This is a genomic window from Planococcus sp. APC 3906 (assembly GCF_030407685.1).
Classification (GTDB): Bacteria; Bacillota; Bacilli; order Bacillales_A; family Planococcaceae; genus Planococcus; species Planococcus koreensis.
Genome location: NZ_JASDCW010000036.1, coordinates 1 through 26,514, shown reverse-complemented (window position 1 = coordinate 26,514; position 26,514 = coordinate 1). Strand labels below are relative to the sequence as shown.

27 protein-coding genes are annotated in these 26,514 nt (G+C 47.5%); 9 read left to right on the top strand and 18 right to left on the bottom strand.

Annotated features, from left to right (window positions below):
• Positions 1 to 401 precede the first annotated feature (401 nt).
• Positions 402 to 1,268 carry a nucleotidyltransferase-like protein gene (locus QMA09_RS15475; protein ID WP_135505112.1) on the bottom strand — a complete coding sequence of 289 codons (867 nt, stop codon included), beginning with the start codon at positions 1,266 to 1,268 and terminating at the stop codon, positions 402 to 404.
• Positions 1,269 to 1,404: 136 nt separating this feature from the next.
• Here QMA09_RS15475 and QMA09_RS15470 point away from each other — a divergent pair, with 136 nt between their 5' ends.
• The gene (locus tag QMA09_RS15470) at positions 1,405 to 1,752 is read left to right on the top strand and encodes a YgzB family protein (RefSeq protein ID WP_135505114.1); all 348 of its coding nucleotides are present in this window, start codon (positions 1,405 to 1,407) and stop codon (positions 1,750 to 1,752) included.
• Between the two features lie 110 nt (positions 1,753 to 1,862).
• On the opposite strand, the gene perR is transcribed toward QMA09_RS15470, so the two are convergent.
• The 4 genes from perR to bcp all read right to left on the bottom strand — a co-directional run bounded on the left by perR (position 1,863) and on the right by bcp (position 4,412).
• A complete protein-coding gene (perR, locus tag QMA09_RS15465) occupies positions 1,863 to 2,306 on the bottom strand; it encodes a peroxide-responsive transcriptional repressor PerR (protein WP_135505116.1) in 444 nt (147 codons plus the stop codon).
• Positions 2,307 to 2,425: 119 nt separating this feature from the next.
• The gene (locus QMA09_RS15460) at positions 2,426 to 2,977 is read right to left on the bottom strand and encodes a cob(I)yrinic acid a,c-diamide adenosyltransferase (protein WP_290213753.1); all 552 of its coding nucleotides are present in this window, start codon (positions 2,975 to 2,977) and stop codon (positions 2,426 to 2,428) included.
• Between the two features lies 1 nt (position 2,978).
• A complete protein-coding gene (locus tag QMA09_RS15455) occupies positions 2,979 to 3,920 on the bottom strand; it encodes a D-2-hydroxyacid dehydrogenase (protein WP_290213752.1) in 942 nt (313 codons plus the stop codon).
• Between the two features lie 15 nt (positions 3,921 to 3,935).
• Positions 3,936 to 4,412 (bottom strand): thioredoxin-dependent thiol peroxidase, encoded by a 477-nt coding sequence (gene bcp / locus QMA09_RS15450; protein WP_290213751.1) that lies wholly within the window; start codon positions 4,410 to 4,412, stop codon positions 3,936 to 3,938.
• 121 nt (positions 4,413 to 4,533) lie between these two features.
• Here bcp and QMA09_RS15445 point away from each other — a divergent pair, with 121 nt between their 5' ends.
• Together QMA09_RS15445 and QMA09_RS15440 are read left to right on the top strand one after the other, a co-directional pair.
• Entirely contained in the window at positions 4,534 to 5,820 is a 1,287-nt protein-coding gene (locus QMA09_RS15445; protein WP_290213750.1) for a glutamate-1-semialdehyde 2,1-aminomutase, read from the top strand.
• A 38-nt stretch (positions 5,821 to 5,858) separates the two neighbouring features.
• Entirely contained in the window at positions 5,859 to 6,944 is a 1,086-nt protein-coding gene (locus QMA09_RS15440) for an FUSC family protein (protein ID WP_135505126.1), read from the top strand.
• A 36-nt stretch (positions 6,945 to 6,980) separates the two neighbouring features.
• Here the strand turns inward: QMA09_RS15440 and nikC are convergent, their stop codons facing one another.
• From nikC to mutY, 9 genes are all read right to left on the bottom strand, one after another.
• Positions 6,981 to 7,868 (bottom strand): nickel transporter permease, encoded by an 888-nt coding sequence (gene nikC, locus QMA09_RS15435; RefSeq protein WP_290213749.1) that lies wholly within the window; start codon positions 7,866 to 7,868, stop codon positions 6,981 to 6,983.
• Positions 7,869 to 7,885: 17 nt separating this feature from the next.
• On the bottom strand, positions 7,886 to 8,890 hold the full coding sequence (locus QMA09_RS15430; RefSeq protein WP_135505130.1) for an ABC transporter permease: 1,005 nt from the start codon (positions 8,888 to 8,890) through the stop codon (positions 7,886 to 7,888).
• A gap of 86 nt (positions 8,891 to 8,976) precedes the next feature.
• Positions 8,977 to 10,599: an ABC transporter substrate-binding protein gene (locus tag QMA09_RS15425; RefSeq protein ID WP_135505131.1), complete on the bottom strand. Its 1,623-nt coding sequence runs from the start codon at positions 10,597 to 10,599 to the stop codon at positions 8,977 to 8,979.
• Positions 10,600 to 10,628: 29 nt separating this feature from the next.
• Positions 10,629 to 11,612: an ABC transporter ATP-binding protein gene (locus QMA09_RS15420; protein WP_135505133.1), complete on the bottom strand. Its 984-nt coding sequence runs from the start codon at positions 11,610 to 11,612 to the stop codon at positions 10,629 to 10,631.
• Positions 11,587 to 12,606, bottom strand: a complete 1,020-nt coding sequence (locus tag QMA09_RS15415; RefSeq protein ID WP_135505135.1) for an ABC transporter ATP-binding protein — start codon at positions 12,604 to 12,606, stop codon at positions 11,587 to 11,589. Before QMA09_RS15415 ends, QMA09_RS15420 begins: the two co-directional genes overlap by 26 nt.
• A 154-nt stretch (positions 12,607 to 12,760) precedes the next feature.
• Positions 12,761 to 14,485, bottom strand: coding sequence for an ABC transporter ATP-binding protein (locus QMA09_RS15410; RefSeq protein WP_135505137.1), 1,725 nt, complete (start codon positions 14,483 to 14,485; stop codon positions 12,761 to 12,763).
• 94 nt (positions 14,486 to 14,579) lie between these two features.
• On the bottom strand, positions 14,580 to 15,125 hold the full coding sequence (gene ntdP, locus QMA09_RS15405; RefSeq protein WP_290213748.1) for a nucleoside tri-diphosphate phosphatase: 546 nt from the start codon (positions 15,123 to 15,125) through the stop codon (positions 14,580 to 14,582).
• A 111-nt stretch (positions 15,126 to 15,236) separates the two neighbouring features.
• On the bottom strand, positions 15,237 to 15,983 hold the full coding sequence (gene fabL, locus QMA09_RS15400) for an enoyl-[acyl-carrier-protein] reductase FabL (protein WP_135505139.1): 747 nt from the start codon (positions 15,981 to 15,983) through the stop codon (positions 15,237 to 15,239).
• A 2-nt stretch (positions 15,984 to 15,985) separates the two neighbouring features.
• Positions 15,986 to 17,065, bottom strand: coding sequence for an A/G-specific adenine glycosylase (gene mutY, locus QMA09_RS15395; RefSeq protein WP_290213747.1), 1,080 nt, complete (start codon positions 17,063 to 17,065; stop codon positions 15,986 to 15,988).
• A gap of 117 nt (positions 17,066 to 17,182) precedes the next feature.
• On the opposite strand from mutY, the gene QMA09_RS15390 reads away from it, so the two are divergent.
• The gene (locus QMA09_RS15390) at positions 17,183 to 18,166 is read left to right on the top strand and encodes a metal-dependent hydrolase (protein WP_290213746.1); all 984 of its coding nucleotides are present in this window, start codon (positions 17,183 to 17,185) and stop codon (positions 18,164 to 18,166) included.
• Positions 18,167 to 18,202: 36 nt separating this feature from the next.
• Here QMA09_RS15390 and QMA09_RS15385 read toward each other — a convergent pair whose 3' ends face one another.
• From QMA09_RS15385 to recX, 3 genes are read right to left on the bottom strand one after another with little or no spacing between them, the layout of a single operon-like run.
• Positions 18,203 to 18,463, bottom strand: a complete 261-nt coding sequence (locus tag QMA09_RS15385; protein WP_290213745.1) for a YfhJ family protein — start codon at positions 18,461 to 18,463, stop codon at positions 18,203 to 18,205.
• A 4-nt stretch (positions 18,464 to 18,467) separates the two neighbouring features.
• A complete protein-coding gene (locus QMA09_RS15380; protein ID WP_135505147.1) occupies positions 18,468 to 18,800 on the bottom strand; it encodes a YfhH family protein in 333 nt (110 codons plus the stop codon).
• Positions 18,793 to 19,599: a recombination regulator RecX gene (gene recX / locus QMA09_RS15375; protein WP_135505149.1), complete on the bottom strand. Its 807-nt coding sequence runs from the start codon at positions 19,597 to 19,599 to the stop codon at positions 18,793 to 18,795. The genes QMA09_RS15380 and recX overlap by 8 nt, the downstream gene beginning before the upstream one ends.
• Positions 19,600 to 19,692: 93 nt before the next feature.
• Between recX and QMA09_RS15370 the strand changes: the two genes are divergently transcribed.
• Together QMA09_RS15370 and rlmD are read left to right on the top strand one after the other, a co-directional pair.
• Positions 19,693 to 20,592, top strand: coding sequence for a TIGR01777 family oxidoreductase (locus tag QMA09_RS15370; protein WP_290213744.1), 900 nt, complete (start codon positions 19,693 to 19,695; stop codon positions 20,590 to 20,592).
• 41 nt (positions 20,593 to 20,633) lie between these two features.
• Positions 20,634 to 22,001 carry a 23S rRNA (uracil(1939)-C(5))-methyltransferase RlmD gene (gene rlmD, locus QMA09_RS15365; protein WP_290213743.1) on the top strand — a complete coding sequence of 456 codons (1,368 nt, stop codon included), beginning with the start codon at positions 20,634 to 20,636 and terminating at the stop codon, positions 21,999 to 22,001.
• A 77-nt stretch (positions 22,002 to 22,078) separates the two neighbouring features.
• On the opposite strand, the gene QMA09_RS15360 is transcribed toward rlmD, so the two are convergent.
• Positions 22,079 to 23,266 (bottom strand): MFS transporter, encoded by a 1,188-nt coding sequence (locus QMA09_RS15360; RefSeq protein ID WP_290213742.1) that lies wholly within the window; start codon positions 23,264 to 23,266, stop codon positions 22,079 to 22,081.
• Between the two features lie 79 nt (positions 23,267 to 23,345).
• Here QMA09_RS15360 and QMA09_RS15355 point away from each other — a divergent pair, with 79 nt between their 5' ends.
• From QMA09_RS15355 to QMA09_RS15345, 3 genes are all read left to right on the top strand, one after another.
• Entirely contained in the window at positions 23,346 to 23,729 is a 384-nt protein-coding gene (locus QMA09_RS15355) for an OsmC family protein (protein ID WP_290213741.1), read from the top strand.
• A gap of 533 nt (positions 23,730 to 24,262) precedes the next feature.
• Positions 24,263 to 24,457 carry an SE1561 family protein gene (locus QMA09_RS15350; protein WP_135505159.1) on the top strand — a complete coding sequence of 65 codons (195 nt, stop codon included), beginning with the start codon at positions 24,263 to 24,265 and terminating at the stop codon, positions 24,455 to 24,457.
• A 165-nt stretch (positions 24,458 to 24,622) separates the two neighbouring features.
• Positions 24,623 to 26,491 (top strand): heavy metal translocating P-type ATPase, encoded by a 1,869-nt coding sequence (locus tag QMA09_RS15345; RefSeq protein ID WP_290213740.1) that lies wholly within the window; start codon positions 24,623 to 24,625, stop codon positions 26,489 to 26,491.
• Positions 26,492 to 26,514: the final 23 nt, after the last annotated feature.

Genomic DNA, 26,514 nt, shown 5'->3' with positions numbered 1-26,514 from the left:
GTTTGAAAAGCTTTGCTCCGATTGCCAAAGGCAACCCTCGCAAAAGCCGTTCGCGCGCCAAGGCGCTCGTGACGTCTTTCGTTGACGTTTTGCTGTTCAGTTTTCAAGGTTCATGTTTGTTTTCCGTCCTGTAAAAGCGACTTCTCTAATTTATCATCGACGTCCAGAAGAGTCAAGCGTTTTTTGCATTTTTTATTATTGCGAAAAACTGTTTCTCTCTTAGCGACGTGTATTATCATAATACGATACCTATGGCTGTGTCAACGATAAATATAAAAAATCTGCATTTTTTTTAAAAGGGAAAGCTATTCGGAAATTCTCAAACTGCCGCCCTCTGCTCCGAACAGGGAAAAGCTGGCCTTTGTCATCAAAAGGCCGGCTCCGCTTTAGCTTGTCGTGTTTCAATTCTCTACATAATAGTAGCGGTGAAAGATGCCTTCGCTTTTCGTGTTGACACTCTCCACCGAAATCAGATCCTTGTCGATCAGGTATTCAATGAACACCTCGAGGTTCGAAGAATAATTTCTCAGCTCTTCCTGCTCGTGAAGCTCCTGGATTGTCCAGCGCTGCTTTTGTTCCATCACTTCGCGGATATGGCGCGCTCCATCTTTCGTCCGCGAATGAATGAGAAATTCGCTTGCAAGGAATAAAAGCTCCAGCCTTTTTTCCAGCGGCTCATCGCTCATCACCAATTCTTCATAGAGTTTGTATATCGCCGGTTCCATCTGTTTTACCTGCGTCCATACCGTAACTTCCGGCGGCAAACCATTTTCCAGCACTGCAAGCCTCGCCAAATGATGAAGGGATTCTACTATATGATGATACGCATCCAAATAGTTTTTTCCTTCGAAAAAGACTTTGCCTTCCTGGTAGCGGCGGATCAGCTTCGCAAACTCCATCCCCATCTTAATCTTGCGCCCGTAAAAAGGATAATCCTTCAGCTCAGTTTTCAGCTTTTGCATAAATTCATTGCGGTCATAGATAATGCGTCCATGAAATAGCCAATCAACGATTTTTCGGTTGGTTCCGAGCAACAGCCATTTTTTCAACTGCTTCTCCGTTACAATGTGCATCGCTGCTTTTTTATCTAAATACGTATAATGTTTTGTATAAACGGAGGTTTCGTTTTCTTTAGTAATGATGAGCAGGATTGAATCAAAGGTATCCGTAATCGGGCTCACCTTCTCCCGCTTTTCAACCAGAATAACGCCAAGCGTACTTTCCTGGCTTGCCCGCTCCTGATAAATCGGTCTTAGAATTTGTTCCATCTGTTTCCACTCCTTGCATGTCTATCTGCATTCTCTATTTCGACATATTTATTCCCTATTCCTGCATCGATGAACCATTATCACTTTTTCCGTTTGATTATGATATAGTATGATGGATGCAAGGAGGAAAGAATTTATGAAACCTTATAAAAATAAAATCAACCGTATCCGGACTTTTGCCTTGGCACTTATCTTCATTGGAATCGTCATCATGTATGCTGGCATTTACTTCAAAGACTATCCAGTTGTAATGGTTATTTTCATGCTGCTCGGATTGCTCGCCATTATCGGCAGCACAGCCACTTACGCTTGGATCGGCCTGTTGTCCATGAAGACCGTACCCGTCCAATGCCCGAATTGCGGCCGACATACGAAAATGCTTGGACGCGTCGACATGTGCATGCATTGCCGTGAACCGCTGACAATGGATCCGGAGCTTGAAGGCAAAGAGTTCGATGTCGATTACAATAAAAAGAATAGCTGAATTTGATTTTACCAAATAAAATCCGCCGCAGATGAAAACCTGCGGCGGATTTTTATATGCCCATAAATAATCTCAAATAAAAAAACGAGCATGGCTTTCATGCTCGTTTCTTATTGGGCTTGAGCGGACTTCCCGCTGCATTGCTGGCATGTCCCATAAATTTCAAGGCGATGGTAATCGACTTGGAATCCGGTAACGTGTGAAGCAAGCTGCTCCACTTCGTCCAGGCCGGGATAATGGAAATCGACAATCTTTCCGCAATCGTTGCAGATTACGTGGTAATGGTCGTTGGTCACAAAATCAAATCGGCTGGAAGAATCGCCGTATGTTAGCTCCTTCACAAGTCCTGCGCTTTTAAAAACGCGCAAATTATTATATACAGTTGCTACACTCATATTTGGGAACGTTTTTTCCAGCGCTCGATAAATATCATCCGCTGTCGGGTGCGCCGTAGAATGAATCATAAACTCCAGGATGGCATGCCGTTGCGGAGTGATTCGGACACCTGTAGACTTCAATGTCTCTAGCGCGTCTTTTAAATGGACTTCAGACATCGCTGTGCACCTCACTTCATAGATTCTTACATTATAATCGTTATAATTAGTGTACCTAAGCAGGAGGGCGAATGTCAAGAAATCACTATATCCAAGGGCTTTGACGGCATTGGCTCATTTTACGATTGGTGAAGATCCTTCTCTTTTCGGCCCAAACGCATATTGATCAGCCGGGCAGCTACGAACAGAAAATCGGACAAGCGGTTCAAATAGGCCAAGACGTTCGGCGATACTTCTTCACCGATGGAAATCGCAGAGCGTTCTGCCCGCCGTACGATTGTACGCGCCAGATGCAAGCCTGCTCCAGCTGGATGTCCCCCGGGCAGGATGAAATTGGACAAAGGCGGCACTTCCGCGTCAAAGCGGTCAATCCACTGCTCCAACTTCCCGATGTCTTCTTCGGTCAGTTTCCATTTCACTTCTTTTCCCTTAGGCGTCGCCAGTTCAGCCCCCACATGGAATAAAACCGTCTGAATTTCATAGAAAACAGCATCCAGTTCCTCTTTTTCCTGAAAAAATTCCGTTGCCATGTGGCTAATTGCCACGCCAATGGCTGAATTTGCTTCATCACAAGTCCCGTACGCTTCCACCAATGGATCATTTTTCGCTACCCGCGTGCCGTACACAAGCGAGGTGGTTCCTTTATCGCCGGTCTTTGTATAGATTTTCACGTCAATACCCCTTTTCCATGCTGACCAGATTTGTCGGTTCTTCATTTTTCGAAAGCCATTTTTTCAAATTCGGAACAAAGACCTGAAGTGCACGTTCCACGTATTTGCCTGAATGGCTGGACGCATGCGGAGAAATAACAATATTTGACATACGCCAATATGGATGGTCAGATGGCAGAGGCTCTTGCGAGAAAACATCCAAAACAGCCGTACCGATTTCATTCGTTTCCAGCGCTTCGATCAAGGTTTCATCCTCAAACAAATCCCCGCGGCCGAAATTCATGAAAATGGCGTCATTTTTCATTGCCGCGAAATGCTCTTTCCTTAACATATTCCGGGTTTCTTCTGTACTTGGAAGCACCGAAATGACAATATCCGCTTTTGGCAGCATTTCAAGGATGCTCTCGAACGGCACCATTTCTTCCATATATTCAGAAGCTTTCCCGGTGCGGTTGCAGCCGATCGTTTGCACGCCGAATGCCTGCAGCAAGCGGCCGATTTCGGAACCGATGGCACCAGGTCCGAGAATCAGCGCAGTCGAACCGCGCAATTCCGACGAACCGGTTTTGCGGTTCCATTCCCCTTTTTGCTGGCTCTCGTAGATAAAAGGCAGCGAACGCTTTAACGACAGGATATGTGCCAAAACCGACTCTGCCATAGGCGTTTTGTGGATCCCTTTGACATTTGAGACGGTAATGCCTCGCGCCGCAATCGCTTCATGCGGCATTTTCTCGATACCGGCGCTGGCTACCATGATCCATTTCAGTTTGCGCGCCGCTTCGATGTCTTCCGCACAGATATCTTCCCCGTATGTTACCAGGACTTGCGCGTCCGGCAAATGCGTCTTGTCCTTATACGTAAAATGGAACTGAACTTCCGGAAATTCTTCCCGCAGCAGCTGCTGCTGGTGATCTTTCGGCAAAAATGTGAATAGGACTTCCATATACGCTCTCCCCTTTTACTGATTCGTAACCGTCTTGATGGTTTCCAGTACTTCCTGAATATGGCCCGGCACTTTTACTTTCCGCCATTCCTTAATGACGGTTCCGGTCGGATCGATCAAGAAAGTGGAACGTTCGATTCCCATGAATTCCTTGCCGTACATTTTTTTCTCCACCCATACCCCATAGGCTTCTGAAATCTTGTGGTCTTCATCGACCAGCAACGAAAACGGCAGACCGTGTTTTTCAATGAATTTCGTATGCTGCTTTTCAGAGTCTGCGCTGACCCCTAAAATGACAGCGTTCAATTCAGAAAAGTCTTTTTCCGCATCGCGGAAATCACAAGCTTGCGTTGTGCAGCCAGGCGTCATATCTTTCGGATAAAAATACAAAACCACATATTTTTTGCCCGCAAAATCTGCCAATGATACCGTTTCCCCCGCTTCGTTTTTCAATGAGAAATCAGGTGCTGCCATTCCTTCTGACACGATCATCTCCATCACTCCTTTTCATACTTCTATCGTACCGGACCAGCGATGCACTTTCAATTTCTTTGGCGTTTAACAGCGATATTGTCTACAATAAGTAAGAGATTAAACTGGGAGGCAATTATTTATGAATCATTCCACATCCGAAGAGCTCCATACAGAAGCACTCGAACACATCGTCGGCGGCGTCAACAGCCCGTCTCGATCGTATAAAGCAGTCGGCGGCGGTTCGCCTGTCGTCATGGAACGGGCGAAAGGCGCTTACTTCTGGGACGTTGACGGCAATAAATACATCGATTACTTGGCAGCATACGGTCCGATCATTACGGGGCATGCCCATCCTCATATTACAAAAGCGATCAGCCATGCAGCTGAAACCGGTCTCCTCTACGGGACACCGACACGCCATGAAATCAAATTCGCCAAAATGCTGAAAGAAGCAATGCCGAAAATGGACAAAGTCCGTTTCGTCAATAGCGGCACCGAAGCCGTGATGACAACGATTCGCGTATCTCGCGCCTATACGGGGCGCACGAAGGTCATGAAATTTGCTGGCTGCTACCACGGCCATTCCGATTTAGTACTGGTTGCTGCGGGATCAGGCCCTGCGACATTAGGGATTCCGGATTCAGCTGGCGTTCCGAAGACGATTGCAGAAGAAGTCATTACCGTTCCTTTCAACGACCCTGCTGCATTTTCTGAAGCGATGAACCAATGGGGCGATGAACTTGCTTGCATCCTGGTAGAGCCAATTGTCGGCAACTTCGGCATTGTCGAACCGCTTCCCGGCTTTTTGGAAGAAGTACACCGCCTCGCTTCGGAAAAAGGCGCTTTGATCGTTTATGATGAAGTCATCACAGCATTCCGCTTCCATTACGGCGGTGCGCAGGACTTGTCTGGCTTGACTCCTGATTTAACCGCTCTCGGAAAAATCATCGGCGGTGGATTGCCGATCGGGGCTTATGGGGGCAAAAAAGAAATCATGGAAACTGTCGCGCCGCTCGGCCCGGCTTACCAAGCTGGTACGATGGCAGGAAATCCGGCTTCTATCCAAGCGGGCATCGCTTGCCTTGAAGTTCTCCAAAAAGACGGAGTTTACGATAAAATGGACAAACTCGGCGCCGTATTGGAAAAAGGGATTTTAGCAGCAGCTGAAGAATTCGATGTTACTATCACAATCAACCGCTTAAAAGGCGCACTAACCATTTATTTCACTGACCAGAAAGTCCAGAACTATGAACAGGCAGAAGCATCCGACGGTGAGGTTTTCGCCAGATTCTTCAAACTTATGCTTGCACAGGGAATCAATCTTGCACCGTCTAAATACGAAGCATGGTTTTTGACCACTGAACACACACTTGAAGATGTAGAAACTTCTATAGAAGCGGTTCGTGAAGCGTTCCGCCAGCTTTAACTGATTGAAAATATACAGAGGAAAGGAGACCAAAGCCCATGAAATTAGGTGCACGTATATTTAAAACCGGAATCGCCATTTCGTTCGCCTTGTTTTTAGCGAATTTACTGGATCTCCCTTCCCCTGTCTTTGCGGGAATTGCGGCGATTTTTGCGATTCAGCCGTCTATTTACCGTTCCTACCTGACTGTGCTGGACCAAGTTTATGGGAATTTAATCGGCGCTGCCATTGCGGTGATTTTCGTTTTAACATTGGGCTCTAACTACTTGACCATTGGACTGGCAGCAGTTCTTGCAATTGTCATCATGTTGAAGCTGAAGCTGGAAAGCACTGTGCCCTTAACCTTGGTCACAATTATTGCCATCATGGAATCACATGACCCCAACTTCTTATCTTTTGCTGCATTGCGGTTCGGAACCGTCTTGCTCGGTATTTTGGCATCATTCAGCGTCAATTTGATTTTTCTGCCGCCGAAATACGAAACACGGCTCTTCACTTCTATCCATGAAGTCAGCGAAGAAGTTATCCGCTGGATCCGCGTGTCCATTCGCCATGCGTCCGCACATACATCGTTAAAAGAAGACATCGAACGCCTCAGCAATAAATTGGATAAGGTGGATCAATGGTATTCATTTTACAAAGATGAACGGAGCTACACGAAAAAACAGCAATATACGAAAGCACGTAAACTGGTGCTTTACCGCCAAATGATCGCCACTTCAAAGAAAAGCCTGGAAGTTCTAAAGCGGCTGCACCGTTTCGAAAACGAATTGACCGACCTGCCGGAACATTTTCACTTGATGGTGCAGGACCGCCTTGAAAGCCTTGCCAGCTACCACGAACAGCTTTATATGAAATATGTTGGCAAACTGCGGCCTGAACATAGCGAAACTTCCGGAGTCGACGCTGCAGAAAAAAGGCAGGAAATGATGGCTGTTTTCGTAAAGGAAATCAACATTGCCCATGAACAGGAAGGCAACGAATTTTCCATCTATCATCTTATGCACGTTTTATCGGCAATCATCGACTACGAAGAACAGCTGGAGCATTTGGATTTATTGATCATCGCTTACCACAATTATCATTCAGATGAAATTGCTTCTGAAATTGAAAAAGCCATATAAAAAAGTGCCGGACAAAAAATTGTCCGGCACTTTTTATTATGACTTCATGCGTGGATCAAGTGCATCCCGCAGGCCATCGCCCATCAAATTGAAGCCCAATACTGTCAACATAATGGCAATCCCCGGGAAAATCATCGTCCATGGTGCATTTGTCAGATAAGACCGCGAATCCGCCAACATTTTGCCCCATTCAGGCGAAGGCGCCTGTGCCCCAAGCCCAAGAAATCCAAGAGCTGCCGCTTCGATGATTGCTGTTGCAATCGCCAGAGTGCCTTGTACAATAACAGGCGCCATGGAATTTGGCAATATGTGGGAAAATAAAATTCGATTGTCTTTCATGCCGATTGCTTTCGCTGACATGATGTATTCGTCTTCCTTGATGCTCAGCACTTTCGAACGGATCAGACGGCCAAAGTTCGGCACGTTGATGATGGCAATCGCTATCAATGCGTTCCGGAGCGATGGCCCAAGAACCGCAACAACAGCAATCGCCAATAAAATACTCGGGAATGCGAGCATGATATCAAAAATCCGGGATATGATCGTATCCACCCATTTGCCGTAATAGCCTGCCAGGATGCCCAAGATACTGCCGACAACCACTGAAGCGATTACTGCTAAAAAGCCGACCCATAACGAAATTCTGGCTCCGTATACAATCCGTGATAAAATATCGCGGCCAAAGTCATCCGTCCCCATCCAATTCGCAGCAGAAGGGGGCAAAAGGCGCTGCGACAGGTTTTGTTCGTTGATTCCCTGTGGCGTGAAGAGCGGCCCGAAAATCGCGAGCAAGATGAAGAATATGACGATTCCCATGCCGACTACTGCAACTTTACTTTTCCGGAATCCGCGCCAGGCCTCTTTCCAAGGTCCCGCGACTTTTTCCATTTTGACTTCTTTATTATCTGTAACTGCATCAGCCATTTTTTGCTTCCCCCCTTCTAATCATATTTAATGCGTGGATCGACTAAGCTGTAAATCAAATCGACAAACAAGTTGATCATGACGAAGATGAACGCCACGATCAGAATACCAGATTGGATAACCGGATAATCACGGAATCCGATTGCTTCATAGATGTAGCGGCCGATTCCTGGCCATCCGAAAATCGTTTCCGTTAAAATGGCGCCGCCTAAAAGCAAGCCCATTTGAAGCCCGATAATTGTCAAAACCGGAATGATCGCATTTTTCAATGCATGCTTGTAGACAACCCAAAACATTTTCAATCCTTTAGCGCGAGCCGTACGTACATAATCCGAACGCATTACTTCAAGCATGCTCGACCGCGTCATACGGGCAATAATCGCCATCGGAATTGTTGCCAGCGCAGTCCCCGGAAGGACCAAATGCTTCAATACGGTCGACAACTGATCAAATTGGCCAGTGATGATTGTATCAATTACGTAAAAATTGGTGATGACTTCCACTGGGTCACGAACGTTCTCTCGCCCAGTTGTTGGCAAAATGCCCAGTTCAATAGAAAAAATCCACTGGTTCATCAAACCAAGCCAGAAAATCGGCATCGATACTCCGATCAACGCAATAATCATCGCTAAATAATCGAACCATGAATTCTGGAACCAAGCGGAGATGATTCCCGCATTGATGCCGATAATTACGGCGATGACGATAGCAAAAACAGACAACTCAATCGTCGCCGCTAAATAAGGCCAGATTTCATCAGTGACTGGGGTCCGCGTGCGAAGGGATTGCCCCAAATCACCGGTTAACAACCCTTTTAGGTAATCAAAGTATTGAATATACCAAGGATTATCCAAGCCCAATGTGGTTCTCAGTGCTTTAATTGCCTCTTCAGAAGCCTGTTGTCCCAGGATGACTTGTGCCGGATCTCCAGGAATTGCGCGGATGATCAAAAATACGATAAAAGTCATTCCCAGCAATACCGGAATTAATTGCAGCAGCCTTCTTCCAATATAGTGAAGCATTTTTCTTCACCTCTCCATCTCTTGCGTTATGTATCCAATAAGGAAAAAAAGAGGAGAAATCATGATGACCTCTCCTCTTTGAATGCCTACTCTAAATCTACAGATGCCAGTTTATCAGAGCCAGTTGGATGAGCCTTAAAGTTCACTACGTTCTTGCCGCCAGCCAACAACGGTGTAGAGTGCGCAAGTGGAACCCAAGGAGCGTCTGCATGGATGATTTCCTGTGCCTGTTTGTAAAGGTCGTTACGAACTGTTTCGTCAACTTCAGTTTGTGCTTTGATCAATAGATCGTGCAACTCCTGGTTTTTGTAGTACGTGTAGTTGTTTGAACCGATATTGTCCTGATCAAGCAATACATAAAGGAAGTTGTCGGCATCGCCGTTATCGCCTGTCCATCCTAGCAAGAAAGCATCCGCTTCCCCGTTTGCAGCTTTTTCAAGGTATGTTGCCCATTCAAACGATACGATTTTCGCTGTAACGCCGACATCAGCCAAGTTTTTCTGAATCGCTTCAGCTACTTTTTGGCCATCAGGCATATACGGGCGTGGCACAGGCATTGCATAAAGTTCCATTTCGAAGCCGTCTGGAAGTCCTGCTTCAGCCAATAATTGTTTCGCTTTTTCAGGATCATATTCGTATCCTTCAATGTCATCGTTATAGCCGTTGATTACTGGAGGCATCGGATTTTTCGCGACTTCCCCGCGGCCTTCGAAGAAAGCATCGACGATAGCTTGCTTGTCAATGGCGTGGTTCATCGCCTGACGAACTTTCGGATCGTCAAATGGTTCACGTGTAGTCGTTAAACCAAGGTAGCCAACATTCATTGACGGTCTTTCGAATAACTGAAGATCCGCATTTTCTTCGATTGTCTTGCCGTCAGAAGGTGTGATACCATCTGCCAAGTCAATTTCACCAGACAATAATGCATTCAAACGCGCTGAGTTATCCGGAATCGAGCGGAAAATGACTTGATCCAGTTTCGGTTCGCCTTCTACCCAGTAATCCGCGTTCTTTTCAATCGTAATAGAATCGTTGCGTTTCCATTCAACAAATTTGAATGGTCCTGTTCCGACTGGTGCATCGCCGAATTTATCGCCAGCAGCTTCAAACGCTGTTGGTGATGCGATGCCGAAAGAACTCATTGCCAAGTTTTTCAAGAATGGAGCCTGTGGGCGTTTCAACTTGAATTCCACTTCGTAATCGCCAGTAGCTGTCACTGACTCGATTACATGGCCTTCATCAGCAGCAAATCCGCCGAACATTGAACCATAGTATGGGAACGTATCAGCGTCTCCGCCTGCCCAGCGCTCAAAGTTCGCTACAACTGCTTCAGCGTTGAAATCTGTTCCGTCATGGAACTTAACGCCTTCTTCAAGTGTGAATGTATACGTCAAACCATCTTCTGCAGCAACCCATTCAGTAGCTAGGCCAGGATTCACTTCTGTATCCTGCTCACCGAAGTTCACCAATGTATCAAAGATGTTTTTTGTTACTTTATACGATTCCCCATCCGTTACGGCAATCGGATCTAATGACACTGAATCTCCTCCGCGTCCGAAGATCAATGTTTTAGGTTCTCCAGAATCCCCCGAGTCCCCACTGTCTCCTCCGGCATCATCCGAAGTTTCATTGCTACTGCAGCCGAACAACGCTGTCGATACCAATAAAAGCATCAGAAACGCCAGTGATAAGAACTTTTTCTTTCCCAAATTGACCCCTCCATTTGTGTTATTTATTATCATTGCGGCCTGCTTTGCTCATAAAGGTGGCAGGCTACAGAATGACCTTTTTCAACTTCCGCAAAAATTGGAACGGTGGTTTCGCAAATATCCATCTTGAACGGACAGCGCGTATGGAAACGGCAGCCGCTCGGCGGGTTGGCCGGATTCGGCACATCGCCTTTGATGATGATTTCTTCGCGGACAAAATCCGGATCCGGCACCGGTACTGCGCCAAGCAATGCTTGTGTGTACGGATGCAGCGGCTTTTCGTAAAGCGCTTCGCTGTCTGCCAGTTCCGCCATTTGCCCAAGGTACATGACGCCAACCCGGTCACTGATATGGCGAACGACGCCGAGATCGTGGGCGATGAAAATATAAGTCAGTTTCAATTCCTTCTGCAGATCCTGCATCAAGTTCAATACCTGCGCCTGGATCGATACATCAAGAGCCGAGACGGGCTCGTCTGCGATAATCAATTTCGGATTCGTCATCAAAGCCCGCGCAATTCCAATGCGCTGTCTCTGTCCGCCGCTGAATTGGTGCGGATAGCGCTTTGCATGGTAGCTGCTGAGGCCGACGATTTCCAGGAACTCGTGAACTTTCCTTTTGCGCTCTTTCGGATCGCCGATGTCGTGGACATTCAGCGGCTCCATAAGAATCTTTTCAATCGTATGCCTTGGATTCAAGGATGCATACGGGTCCTGGAAAACCATCTGGATATCGCGGCGCATTTTTCGCATATCGGCGTTCGAGATGCTGGTCAATTCTTTGCCGTCAAAAAAAACTTTGCCTTCTGTCGGCTCCAGCAGGCGCATAAGCATCCGGCCAGTCGTAGACTTGCCGCAGCCCGATTCACCTACGATTCCAAGAGTCTCCCCTTCATTGACCGTGAAGGATACATCATCGACTGCTTTCACATAGTTTTTCACTTGGCCGAGAATACCCGATTTGATCGGGAAATATTTCTTCAGCCCCTCAACTTTTAACAACGGTTCTGTCATGCGGCTGCACCTCCTTCGGATCGTATAGGAAGCAGCGGGTCTGGTGGTCTTCCGCTGTCGAATAAAGCGGCGGGCTTTCAGAAATGCACCGATCGAATGCGAATTCACAGCGCGCTGCAAATCTACAGCCCGTTTTGATCGTTCCCGGCTTCGGCACGTTCCCAGGAATTGAGTAGAGACGTTCTTTCTTAAAGCGCATATCTGGAACCGATGCCAGCAATCCCCGCGTATATGGATGCTGCGGATCTTTGAAAATCGTGTGCACCGGACCTTCTTCAACCACTTTGCCGGCATACATGACGATAACCCGTTCACACGTTTCCGCTACGACGCCAAGGTCGTGGGTGATCAAAAGCACGGCAGTGTCCAACCGTTCATTCAAATTTTTAATGAGCTTTAAAATCTGCGCCTGAATTGTTACGTCCAGCGCGGTCGTCGGCTCATCGGCAATCAGCACTTTCGGATCGCACAGCAGCGCCATCGCGATCATGACCCGTTGGCGCATACCGCCTGACAGCTGGTGTGGATAATCTTTCATGAGCCCTTCTGCGCGTGGCAAGCCGACCAGTTTCATCATTTCAACCGCACGCTCATTGATCTGCTTTTTCGACCAATCGCGTTTATGGATTTTAACAGCTTCGCGCAATTGGTCGCCGATCGTGAACAACGGATTAAGCGATGTCATCGGTTCCTGGAAAATCATCGCAATGTCATTGCCGCGGATTTCACGCATCTCTTTTTCCTTGAGATGGGTTAAATCCTTATTCTGAAATAAAATTTCCCCGCCGACAATTTTTCCTGGCGGGCTCGGGACCAGACCCATGATTGACAGTGAAGTGACACTTTTCCCGCACCCTGACTCCCCTACTATCCCCAGCACTTCGCCTTCACGGATATAGAAATCTATGTCATCAACCGCAGGCACCTCGCCGTCATCCGTGAAAAAGGATGTCTTTAAGCCATTAACTTCCAATATTTTTTTACGGTCTTCCACATTGCCACCCCTTTGCCATCTTCATCTATCAGAAAATTCTATGTGTTTATATTATACGTAACATTAGTATTATTGCAATAGCTTATCAAATATTACACAGTTTTTCCCATAAGTACAAAAAAGCCCCCGAAGTTTTCGGGGGCTCCATTCGTTATTAAACAAATTGTTGGACTTGGAAAAGGCTGGCGTAAACGCCTTGTTGTTTCATCAATTCATCGTGCGTGCCTTTTTCGGCCAGCTTTCCATGGTCGATGACGATAATCTGATCCGCATGTGTAATCGTCGATAGCCTGTGGGCGACGATCAGCGTGGTGCGGTCATGTGCCAGGCGCTCCAACGAATCCTGAATCAGTGATTCGCTTTCAAGATCAAGCGCAGATGTCGCTTCATCCAAAATGAGGATTGGCGGATTCTTCAGGAATACCCGCGCAATGGCGATGCGCTGCTTCTGGCCGCCAGATAGTTTGACGCCACGCTCGCCGACTTTCGTATCATAGCCTTCAGGCAGCAATTCGATAAAGTCGTGGGCATTGGCTGCTTTCGCCGCCGCTTCCACTTCTGCATCAGTGGCATGCGGTTTGCCCATTAGAATATTGGATTTCACTGAATCGCTGAACAAAATCGAGTCCTGCAGAACAAGTCCGATCTGGTCGCGCAGTGTATGGATAGTCACATCGCGCAAATCGTGGTCGTCCATATAAATCCCGCCGCTCGTAACATCATAGAACCTTGGAATCAGCGAGACGATCGTCGACTTGCCGCCTCCGCTCATGCCGACGAATGCTACGGTCTCGCCCGGCTTGACGGTAAAATTCAAATCGGACAAAACTTCCGTGCCTCCATTATTGTATTGGAAAGTGACATCGCGGAATTCCAGTTTGCCGTCCACCACTTTCAAATCTTTCGCACCTTTGCGGTCCGTCACTTCATATTCTTCGTCGACCAATTCGAACACACGGTCCATCGATGCGATCGCTTGCGTCAATGTTGTCGAAGAATTTACCAAGCGGCGGAGCGGATTGTAAAGGCGTTCAATATAAGCGATGAACGCCACCATGGTTCCAAGCGTCAAGTTGCCTTGAATGACTTGGTAACCAGCAAACCCGATAACGAGAAGCGGCGCAATATCGGTGATCGTGTTGACGACCGCAAAAGCTTTCGCATTCCATTTCGTATGGTCGATCGCTTTATCCAAAAAGGCATCATTCGTTTCATCGAATAATTTTTGCTCATGTTTTTCAAGCGCAAAGCTTTTGATGATGCTCATCCCTTGAACCCGTTCATGCAAATAGCTTTGGACATTCGCCAATGCCTGCGAACGTTCGCGCGTCAAATCACGCAGCCGTCCGAAGAAGAATTTGACACTGAATGCATAGAATGGGAACGCCAGAAGCGCCACAATCGTCAGCGATACATCCATCGTCAGCATGATGCCGATGGCAATCAGTATCGTCGCCAAATCGAGCCAGAGATTCATGAGCCCGATCATGACGAAGTTTTTGGTTTGTTCGACATCATTGATGACGCGTGAAATGATTTCCCCTGCACGCGTGTTCGCATAATAGCGCAAACTCAACCGCTGCATATGCCCATATAAATGCTGGCGGATATCGTAAAGGATTTTATTGCTGACTAATTGTGCATAATATTGCCGGAAGTATTCGATTGGCGGACGGAAAATGAAGAACAGGATAGCTGTTCCGCCGAGCCACCAGTAAAGCTGTTCCAGTTTTTCATCGCTCGATAACCCATCTGCACCGATTATGTCATCGATGACGATTTTAATCAGCAGTGGAATGAACAGGGGAATCGCAAATTTGAAAATACCGATGATGATTGTCAAAATGATCTGCCAGGTGTAAGGCTTCACAAATTGCATATAGCGTTTCGTACTGCTGGGTTTTGTGTTGCTCAATTCTTTCACTCCATTCTTTCAAAACGAAAAACCTGTTGGCGAGCAACAGGTTTTCCATTTATTCACTAAGACGGCATTGCCGGTAAAAATCATACCGGTTTGTCCAAACGTCGATGAAGTCCGGGGCAAATGGCCCTCTCCGCTGTTTGATCCAGCCAATCAACTTTTCCACATTGCGGTGGAGAATCTGGTCGATCACTTCCGGATAACCCATTTGCCTTTTATGGTCTTCATATTCGTCTTCGTCCAGCAAGGTATACGACATATCAGGAAACACTTTAACATCCAAATCATAATCGATGTACTTCAACGAGCCATTATTATAAACGAATGGAGAACTCACATTGCAATAATAATACACTCCATCTTCACGCAGCATGCAAATGATATTGAACCAATGTTCTGCATGGAAATAGCAAATTGACGGTTCTCGCGTCAACCATGTCCTGCCATCCGATTCAGTGACCATCGTCCGTTCATTCGCACCGATCACTATGTTATTAGTCCCTTTCAATACTGTAGTTTCCTGCCAGACACGGTGGATTCGGCCGTTGTGTTTGTAGCTGTGGATTTGTATCGTTTCTCCCTCCACGGGAATCGCCATGTCCATCCCACCTTTTCGCCTAACCGTATATATTTTCATCGTCTTGACAATTATATCAATCAATTCTGAAAACATACAGCGAAAAGGCAGAAAGGCTTAAGTATAGAAGGATCACATGACGATTGAACGGCCGCCATCGACGATGATCGTCTGCCCGCGAATCATATCCGCATTGTCAGAAATCAGGAATAGCGCGGCTTTGACCATATCATCGATCTCAACCATTCGGCCTGCCGGCGTATTGACACGCGCATCGTTCAATAATTCTTCGCGGTTCGGGAAATGCGTCAATGCTTCAGTATCAATCGCGCCGCCAGAAACCGTATTGACCGAAATCCCTTTCGGAGCGAGTTCGACTGCCAAATAGCGCGTAATTGATTCGACTGCAGCTTTGGAAACTCCGATAGTGGTATAATTTTCCAAATATCGGATGGACCCCAATGAGCTGATACCGATGATTTTACCGCCATTATCCATCAGTTTCGCCGCTTCCTGTGCACCGAACAACATCGCTTTCGCATTGATGTTCATCGTCCAGTCCCAATGCGATTCTTCCAATTCCATCACTGGGCGAAGTACGCCGGATGCCGCATTCGACACAAAGACGTCCAGCCGGCCGAATTCTTCTTTGATTGTTTCGAACATGCCGCGCAATTTTTCAACGTCGCCGACATTCGCGCGAACGAGCAGCGCTTTTTGCCCTCTGGCTTCGATTTCTTTAACCGTATCAAGTGCCGCCGTTTTGCTGCGCGCGTAATTGACTACGATGTCATATCCTTGTTCCGCAAGAGCAATCGCCAATGCTTTGCCCAGCCCTCTGCTGCTTCCTGTCACCAATGCCACTTTTTGTGCTGCCATATTCAAACATCTCCTCTTTGTCGTAAAGCTTCTTTCATCTTTCGGACCGGCCCTGCGACCGGCAGCAATTCGAGCTCTTCAGCCGTCACCCATTTCATATGGGAAGGCACGGTGAGGCCATCGCCTTGCGCAATAAATCCATCCACATTCCATGTTAAATGAGAAAAGACATGTTTGAAAGAAGTAATTTGCTCTGTATTTTCCACCGTTCCTTTGAAATTTTCGGAAAGGTGTTCATCGAGGCCTTCTGGCAACACGGCCCCGCCCATTTCAACCATCGGGAATTGCCACATATTTGCAAGCAGTCCAGATTCCGGCCGTTTTTCCATCAATACGGTCTCGCCGCTGCGGATGGCGAGCATCGCATAATGCAGCTCTTTGCTCTTTTTCGCTTTTGTTTTTACTGGCAACTCATGCTGGCGCCCTTCGTGGAACGCTCCGCATTGTTCGCGTACGGGGCAAAGCAGGCATTTAGGCGACGCCGGCGTACAAATCAACGCCCCCAGTTCCATCAATCCTTGATTGAAGAAAGACGGATTTTCATGGCTGATGATCTCCATCACTGCGTCTTCGAATGTCTTACGGGTTTTCGGCTTTGCGATATCTTCCTCTACAAGCAGAATCCGAGACAGCACACGCATGACATTGCCGTCTACCGCGTGTTCAGGAACTCCATAGGCAATACTTAGCACAGCTCCTGCTGTATAAGGCCCGACACCTTTCAACGAAGAGATTTCTTTACGGGTTGACGGCACGATGCCATTATACTTTTCAGCTACTTCTTTTACACCAGCCTGGAGGTTGCGTGCCCGGGAATAATACCCAAGGCCTTCCCATTGCTTAAGCAAAACTTCCTCTTCGGCATTCGCCAAGTCATTCAAAGTAGGGAATTTCTCGACAAAGCGTTTATAATAAGGGATAACCGTATCAACCCGCGTTTGCTGCAGCATGATTTCGGATATCCATATCTGATATGGGTCTGCAGTCCGCCGCCACGGCAAGTCGCGTTTTTCTTCGGCAAACCAGCTGATTAAATCTTCTTGGAATTTCTTGCTATCGAATTCTATTGGTATTGCCTCCATTCGCTTAGATTATACGCCCTGATTCCGGGGTATAGATTTTATACAGGGAATACATTCATTTTATCAAAATCAATGCCCGACAACCAAATTTCACCGCCTATGAAAGGGGATGAGGCAATGGATACAGGTACACATATTGTTATGGGCATCGCCCTTGGCGGATTTGCAATGGCGGATCCGGTTGTAGCCAGCCACCCGGCGACAGCGACTGCTGTCATCGCGGGCACCATCATCGGCTCCCAGATTCCGGATATCGATACTGTCCTGAAACTTCGCAGCAATGCGATTTATATACGGCATCACCGAGGCGCCACGCATTCGATTCCTGCCGTGCTGTTATGGCCAATCCTGTTGACCGCTGCTATCGGATTCGCATTTCCTTCTGCCGATCTGCTGCACCTATGGATGTGGACATTCCTCGCGGTGTTCCTGCATGTCTTCGTCGATATTTTCAATTCATACGGGACACAGGCGCTTAGGCCCATATCGAACCGATGGGTCGCACTTGGCGTCATCAATACGTTTGACCCGATTATTTTCGGACTCCATCTAGTGGCGTTAATGTTCTGGGCATTCGGCTCTAACCCGGTTTGGACGATGACAATCCTATACCTCGTGCTGGTCTTCTACTATGTCGTGCGTTTCGCGGTGCAAGGTGCCGTCAAGCATGCAGTACGCAATACGATTCCTGGCGCGACGAACATCATCGTTGCTCCGACCATCCGTTTTTTTGAATGGCGCGTTGCTGCTGATACCGATCGGCACCATTACGTCGGACAGGCTTACGGCCGTTCCATCAATATCTACGACAAGTTCGAGAAATTGGCGCTGCCGGAATCCAATCACTTGTTCCAAACCGCTTTGAAAGACAAGAACCTTTCCGCTTTCGTGTCGTTCTCACCTCTTTACCGCTGGGAAATTAACGAATACGGCAAGATTTATGAAGTGCGGCTGATTGACCTGCGCTACCGCAGCAATGATTATTATCCCTTTGTCGCGGTTGCCCATCTCGATGAAAATTACAAAGTGGTCAATTCGTACACCGGCTGGATTTTCAGTGAAGACAAGCTCAGGAAAAAACTTGATTTCAGCCACAACTGAATACACGAAAAAACGCACACAGCCGTGTGCGTTTTTTTAATTCACTGAGTCATTTATCAAATGTGCATATTTCGGGTTGGTGCCGGCGAATTCGTGGATCTTGTCGCCGTAGCTTTCGATCCATTGGCGGATCACTTTCTCCACAACAGCCGTCCCTTGATAATCATATCCTGCTTTTGCATATGAAGCTTCAAAATCCGACACAAGAAGCTCTATCCAGGTGCGGGCTTTTTTGTCCGACAGCTTCGGATTCTTCTCTAATAATTCAGCAGTCAATTCTTCGATTGTCTCATTCATCCGTTTACTTCCCTTCTTTCAGCGGGCGCAGCATTGAAATCGGCAGCGCTTCTGTGTATTTTTCTCCGCCGAGGCGATAGCCCCAAGCGAAACGCCCTTTTAAATAATCAATCTGGAAATAGACGTTGGGGTCGCCTTCAATGCGGTAAACCTCGCCTTTTTTGAAATCCTCCGGATCCAGCAAATACGCAGCGGCCATGACCGCTTTCCGTTCCAGCACTGCAAATTCGTTGACGATGCCAAGCTGTTCCGCTTTTCGTGCTTTTTCTTTCAAACGCCCGATCTCCGCACGCAGTTCGTGTTCATTCATGTCGCTGTAACGTTTTTCTTCAGTCATCTTCTTGCTCCTTTTTCTCAACATACTCGCTGATAACTTCGCCTGGGAAGCCTTTTTGATAAAGCCCCTGTTTCACTTTCGATACTAAATCACGGCCCGACAGCTTCTTGCTGTGCTTATTCCATAATTTATCGCCTTGTTCAGTGACGCTTTCTGTCCATTGGTCTTCATCTTTCTCCAAGTCCAGGTCAGCAATTGCCTGCTTGATGAGCGTGTAGGAATAGCCTTTGCGCATCAGCGAATCGTTTATTTTTTGCTTGATTTGGTTCGGCGTCTTCGCACTTTCTTTAGCGGCGATTTTTTCCGCCAGCCCTTTGGCGACTTCCAATTGCTGTTCTTCAGAATAGGAATCCAAGACGTCTTTTTGCACTTGTTTATCAATCCCTCTCTTTTGCATATCCTGCTGGATGGCCTTAGGGCCTTTTTTGCTGGATTTCACTTGCGTCCGCATGAGTGCTTCTGAAAATGCGCGGTCGTCCAAAAAATTGAATGTATATAGTTTTTTGACAGCCTCATCGATGACGGCGTCGCCAAATTCTTTTTCTTTCAGTTTGGTGCGCACTTCGCCTTCGCTGCGCATCCGGAACCCCAAGTAATATAGGGCTTTATTATAGGCTTTGCGGACTTCGTCTTCGAAATTGATTTCTTCGAGCGTCCATTGGTCGACTTCTTTGCCTTTGGTCAGCTGATACCGGATCAGCACTGCCTCATCGACACTGAAGGCGAACTTTTCCTCAAGATAGATATTGTATCTTTCCGGATTGTTCTTGCCACGGGTTATTTTAGAAATAATCGGCATCTGCCGGCACCTCTCTTCCTTATCCATTATACCCTTTCAAGTGCTTAAATGCATCGATTCAGGGTACTATTAGAAGAAACGGAGGCGATGAGAATGAAGATTGCAATTACTGGCGGAACAGGCTTTTTAGGCAAAGAATTAACACGTCTTTTCCACACTAACGGCCATATTGTATACATTTTAACAAGAAGCCCGAAAGAATCGACGCCCAACACAAAATACGTCCAATGGCTGACAGAAGGAGCTGCACCGGAACGGCAGCTCGAGGGCATTGATGCCATCGTCAACTTGGCGGGTTCATCGATTAATGATGGCCGCTGGAGCGAGCAGCAGAAACGGGAAATCTACAATAGCCGTATGGAAGCCACAGAAGAAGTGCTGCGGATTATCGGTAAATTGATCCATAAACCGCAGACATTGATCAATGCCAGTGCCATCGGCATTTATCCCGCTTCTGAAACTGCCACTTATACGGAAACTTCTTCGGAAACCGGCACAGACTTCCTGGCGCGCACAGTCGTCGACTGGGAAAAACTCGCAGACCATGCGAAAGTCCACGGCGTACGCGTCGCCTATGGACGCTTCGGCATCCTGCTCGGAAAAAATGCGGGGGCGCTGCCGCTTATGGCATTGCCTTATAAATTGTTTGCCGGTGGCACTGTCGGCTCAGGCCAGCAATGGGTTTCGTGGGTCCATGTCACCGATGCCGCGCGTGCGATTCAATTCGCGCTGGAAACGAAAGAGCTTGAAGGAGCTTTCAACGTTACAGCGCCGCAGCCTCAGCGAATGAAAGAGTTCGGCAAAGAAATCGGCCATGCCCTGCACCGCCCGCATTTGATACCGGTTCCTGGCATCGCTTTAAAACTTGCACTCGGCGACAAAAGCCGGCTCGTATTAACTGGCCAGCGCGCCTTGCCGACAGTGCTCGAACAGCATGGCTTCCGTTTCAATTTTCCGGATTTGCCGTCAGCACTGGCTGATATCTATAAATAGGACTATAATGGACGGATGCATAATATGAAGGACGTGACCGAATGAACGAAACACCTATTATCGAAGAGGGGATGAAATTCCCTTTGACGATCAAACGGCTTGGCATCAACGGTGAAGGAATCGGCTATTACAAACGAAATGTCGTATTCGTGCCCGGTGCATTGCCAGGCGAAGAAATCACCGCACAAATCACGACAGTTAAACGCAATTTTGCGGAAGCCCGCATTTTAAAAATGCGCACAGCCTCCCCTCATCGCCAGACGCCGCCTTGCCCGATTTACGACGCGTGCGGCGGCTGCCAATTGCAGCACCTGGAATACAGCCAGCAGCTGGTTGAGAAACGCGATCTTGTCATGCAGGCTTTGGAGCGTTACCTGAAAGGCGTCAACGTGAAAGTTGAAGACACGATCGGCATGGAAGATCCTTGGCGCTACCGCAATAAGAGCCAGTTCCAGACCCGCTTGAAAGGCACGAAAGTCATTGCTGGCCTTTTCGCCGAAGGCTCTCATCAATTGCTCGATATCGAACAATGCATCGTGCAGCATCCCGATACCACTGTCATTACGAATGCAGTCAAACGCATTCTGGAAGAATTGAAAATGCCAATTTACGACGGCAAAACGATGAAAGGCATCATCCGGACCATCGTTGTCCGAACCGGTGTCCAAACCGGCGAAATCCAGCTGGTGTTAGTCACTACGCGCGCGAAATTGCCGCAAAAAGAACTTTTGCTGGAAAAACTCCAAAAGATTGATACCAACCTTGTATCAATCGTCCAGAACATCAATAAAGAAAAAACATCGTTGATATTCGGTGATGAAACCATCACGCTCTACGGCAAAGATACAATCCATGAAGAATTGGGCGAGCTGGCATTCGACTTGTCGGCACGCGCGTTCTTCCAATTGAACCCGAGCCAGACCGTGGCATTATACAATGAAATCAAACGTGCCGCGCAATTGACCGGCAACGAATCGATCGTCGATGCCTATTGTGGCGTCGGCACCATCGGCTTGTGGCTGGCAGATGGCGCGAAAGAAATCCGCGGCATGGACGTTATCCACGAAAGTGTCGTCGATGCCAAGGCAAATGCGAAAAAACAAGGCGTTACAGCGAAATACGTCACCGGTACTGCAGAGAAATGGCTCGAACTGTGGGCGAGCGAAGGTTTTGTGCCTGACGTGCTGACAGTGGACCCGCCGCGCACCGGTTTGGCTGATTCCTTATTGAAAACGATTTTGAAGGTCCAGCCGAAGCGCTTTGTCTACACTTCGTGCAACCCTTCGACATTGGCGAAAGATTTGCAGCAATTATCGAAAGTCTACGATATCAAGTATATCCAGCCGGTCGATATGTTCCCGCAAACTGCGCAAGTCGAAGCCGTCACATTGCTGGAAAGAAAAAAATAAACAGCTTTTAATTGCTGCAACGCAAAAAGAGGCACGGACGCCATTCGGCTGTCCGTGCCCCTTTTTCATTTTCAACTTCATTTTTGCAGCGCAGCTTGTTCCGATTGGCGTCCGCCGCGTGTCAGGATCAATAAGAATAAAAGCAGCAGCATCACCGAAATCAGCAGCAGGAAGCTCAATCCGCCAGCGTGTTCGATAAACAGCCCGCCCAGGAATGGTCCGGATAAACTGCCGATGCTGAATGCAATGCCGCAAAGCAGATTGCCGGTAGGCAACAATTCTTTAGGAAGCAAATCGGCCATGAAGGAAATGCCGAGCGAAAACATCGAGCCGACGCACATGCCGGCAGCAGCGAAAAAGGCCACTGTCAGCCAAGCTTGCTCTTCAAAAAAGCTGGCCGCACCAAATGCCAAAATGCCGCCCAGCAAGCCGAACAACAGGACATTTCGCCGGCCGATCCGGTCGCTCAATGCGCCAAGCGGCAATTGTGTCGCAATCGCACCCACTGAAAAAGCAGCCAGCATGATGGAGACCATTTCCACTTCGATCGACTGGCGAAGCGCATAGACCGGATAAATGGCATGAATGGAAGCTTCGAGAAATCCATAGCCAAGCGGTGGCAAAAATGCCACCCAGGCAAGCACAAGGGCCGCTTTGAAACGGCCGAGCGTCCCTTTCTTCGCCATTGCTCCGACTGAAACTTCCGGAAAATCATTGTCCAGAAAAAACACCAGCGACCATGCCGCCAAGCACAGCAAACCGGAAATGATAAACGGCAATGCTTCAAAAACTTCAATCAGCGGAACAAAAAGCGGCCCTGATCCAAAGCCGATACTGAAAGACATGCCATAAATCGCGATATTGCGCCCAAGCCGGTGTTGGGGAGAAAAACTGGTAATCCACGTCTGCGTCGAAAAATGCAGCGCCTGATCGCCTACACCGATGAGAATCCGCAGGAAAAACCAGAAAAAGACGCTCTTCCACAATGGGAACAGCAGGAGCGAAACAATCACCATTCCCCCGCCTACTAATAACAGAGGTTTATAGCCGAAACGGCGCAATTGGGGTTCCATGAATGGTGCAATCACTAAAGTACCAATATAAAGGCCAGTGGCACTAAGTCCATTCAAAGCCGAAGACACACCATCTTGCTCGAAAATAACTGCTATCAGCGGCAATAGCATGCCTTGGGAAAATCCTGAAATGGAGACGATCGCAACCAAAATCCAGAACCTGCCCTGCCCGCTTTTCAATAAATCTTTCATATTTCCTCCTATAGTAAGCACGTTCTTTTGATTTTAAAAAGAATTCAGCTACAATTTTAACACAAGGAGGAGATTTTAGATGAAATTTACCATGACAGAAAATGGGTTTTCGGGAGATTTGCCGTTCGGCACATTGAACGTTTCCACCAACGAGGAATTGGGATTCCGCCCGTACCAATTGATGGTCGCGTCATTGGCCATCTGCAGTGCAGGAATTGTGCGGAAGGTATTGGAGAAAAAACGGATGCCGGCAGACGACATTCAAGTCGAAGTGAAAGAAGTCGTTCGGATCGATGAAGAAGCCGGGCGCATTGAGAAAGTCCATATCCACTTTGTGATCAAAGGCGATATCGACGATTCCAAAATGAACCGCGTCTTGGAATTGACCCGAAAAAACTGCTCCATGGTCCGTTCAGTGGAAGACAGCATTGAAGTGGTTGAAACCTACGAACTTATCAAATAACAAATAAGGCTCAGTCCGTGTCTGAATTTCAGATCGCGGCTGAGCCTTTACATTTCTTCAATATCCTCTTGGTTTTTCATAGCTCTTATTTCTTCGGCTAAGCTGCCGGCGAAATGTACGAACCCCCTCCTTAGTGTTCTAACACGATTGGTTTCGTCGATTTCCCTTCGGCCTCCCCTCGCTGTTATTATTCTTAATCTAACACAGCAAAACAATTAAGTAAATATTCAAAACATTGAAAGAGGCTAAATCACTCTTATTACCTATATAAGTTACATCAAAGAAGCAGCAGAATGAAAATCGCTCGGGTCGCTTGGATATCTCTCGATATGGAGCAAAACAGCGGAGACGCCTGAAAACCTCTGCCCCTGTCTCTTCATCGCTGCGCTAGCTTCGGCCCATGTCTTGCCCGCGGCAAGCGAGGCTGTTTTCCGGAATATCGAGAATTGGTATTCATTAATTCTACTTATCCAGATTTCATTGAAAAATAGCGGTGTTTCCGCTATTATTAGGGATGGAAAGAGGTGTACCAAATGGGAAAATCCATTACGAATAAAGAACAGCAAGTCGATTATATGAAGCAGCGCTTGAATATCTTCCTGCAAGTATTGGATACCATCGAACCGGAAAACACGGAACTTGAAGACATCGACCGCCTGATTGCCATGGTCGACGACCTTGAGGACAAAATGCAGCAATTCAAATCCCGTCCAACTGAAGATCAATAATGTATCCAACAACCACTGCCTTCACAGGCAGTGGTTTTTTTATTGCCATCGCGCAGTTGAATAGATGAAAAATTCGGATAACTATATGGTAATATGAAGAAAAAGGACTTATTGTTGGGTCTTTGCAATCTAAAATAGTCACAGCTCCAAGAAGGAGGCGCAGAGATGGCTTTTATCCGTACCAATATCGAATTGATCGCTGCCATTGCATCAGGAATTTTAATTCTTGTTGCGTATTATTTGGAAACACAGGAACTTAGCCCTTATTATATCGCCGCCTATTTGCTGGCATTCGGCATTGGCGGCTATGCTAAAGCGAAATACGGCATCAAGAAAACCATTGAAAACAAAGATCTCAATGTAGAAATTCTAATGATTCTTGCAGCTGTCGGCGCTTCCATTATCGGCTATTGGACTGAAGGTGCGATTTTGATTTTCATATTCTCGCTGAGCGGCGCACTTGAAACGTATACGATGAACAAAAGCCGAAAGGAAATTTCTGCGTTGATGGACCTTCAGCCCGAGGAAGCGTGGCTGTTGAAAGATGGCAAAACTGAACGGGTTTCGGTAAAAGAATTGAACACTGGCGATGTCGTCGCAGTCAAACCGGGCGAACGCATTCCGGTTGATGGCGAAATCCTCTCCGGGCAGACCGCGGTCGATGAATCCGCCATCAACGGCGAATCGATTCCTGCTTCGAAATACGAGCAAGACACCTTGTTTGCAGGCACCGTCAACTTGACCGGCGCCATCACAATGGTGATGACGAAGCCGAGTTCCGAAACACTGTTTCAAAAAATCATTGATCTGGTTCAGTCAGCGGAAAGCGAGAAATCTCCTTCCCAGCAGTATATCGAACGAGTTGAAGGCCCCTATGTAAAAGTGGTGCTGGTGGTATTCGTACTGATGCTGTTTCTCCCGCATTACATACTCGGATGGGACTGGACGACCACTTTCTACCGGGCGATGGTGCTGCTGACCGTGGCCTCACCTTGCGCTGTCGTGGCGTCCATCATGCCAGCCACGTTGGCAGCGATTTCAAATGGCGCAAAAAGCGGCATCATCTTTAAAGGCGGCATGCACCTGGAGAATTTAAGCCAAGTAAAGGCTATCGCATTCGACAAAACGGGTACGCTGACACGCGGCAGGCCGGAAGTCACAGACTTTGTTATCCGCGAAGGCGTCGACCGCGAGGAAATCATGGCAAAAGTAGCCGGGATTGAATCCCAATCGAACCATCCTTTAGCAAAAGCAATTACAGACTACATTATCCAGCAAGGAATTGAACCTCTTCCCAATGTCCAAATCGAAGATGTGCCCGGATATGGGCTGAAAGCGTTCATCGCTGCAGAACAATTGCTGGTCGGCAAACCGGGATTTGTCGGCTCCAGCGACGCGGAAGCTTTTGAAGGCGGCCTCTTGGAAACTCTGGCCAACCAAGGCAAGACTGTCACGTTTGTGCGCGACAGCAAAGGCATCGTCGCCGCGATGGCATTGAAAGATACGGTTCGTGAAATCGTTAAAACAACCATCCGTGAGCTGAAAAGCAAAGACATCCACTGTCTTATGCTTACAGGCGATAACGAAAAAACCGCAAAAGTCATTGCCAGCGAAACCGGAGTCGACGATTATATCGCGGAATGCCTGCCAGGCGACAAAGTCACCTACATCAAAAATATGCTGGACAATTATGGCACCGTCGGCATGGTCGGAGACGGCATCAATGATGCCCCTGCACTTGCCACTTCCACAGTCGGAATTGCGATGGGAGAAGGCACAGATGTTGCCCTGGAAACAGCGGATATCATCTTGATGAAAAACGATTTATCGCGTATCGCCTACTCGATCCGTCTGGCAAAAAAAATGCAGCGCATTGTCAAACAAAACATTTATTTTTCCATCGGTGTCATCATCGTACTGATCATCTCTAATTTCTTTCAAGCCATCACACTGCCGTTTGGTGTGCTTGGCCATGAGGGGAGCACCATCCTGGTCATCTTGAATGGCTTGCGGATGTTGAACCGAAATGTCTGAACACGCAAAAAACCCGCGAACCT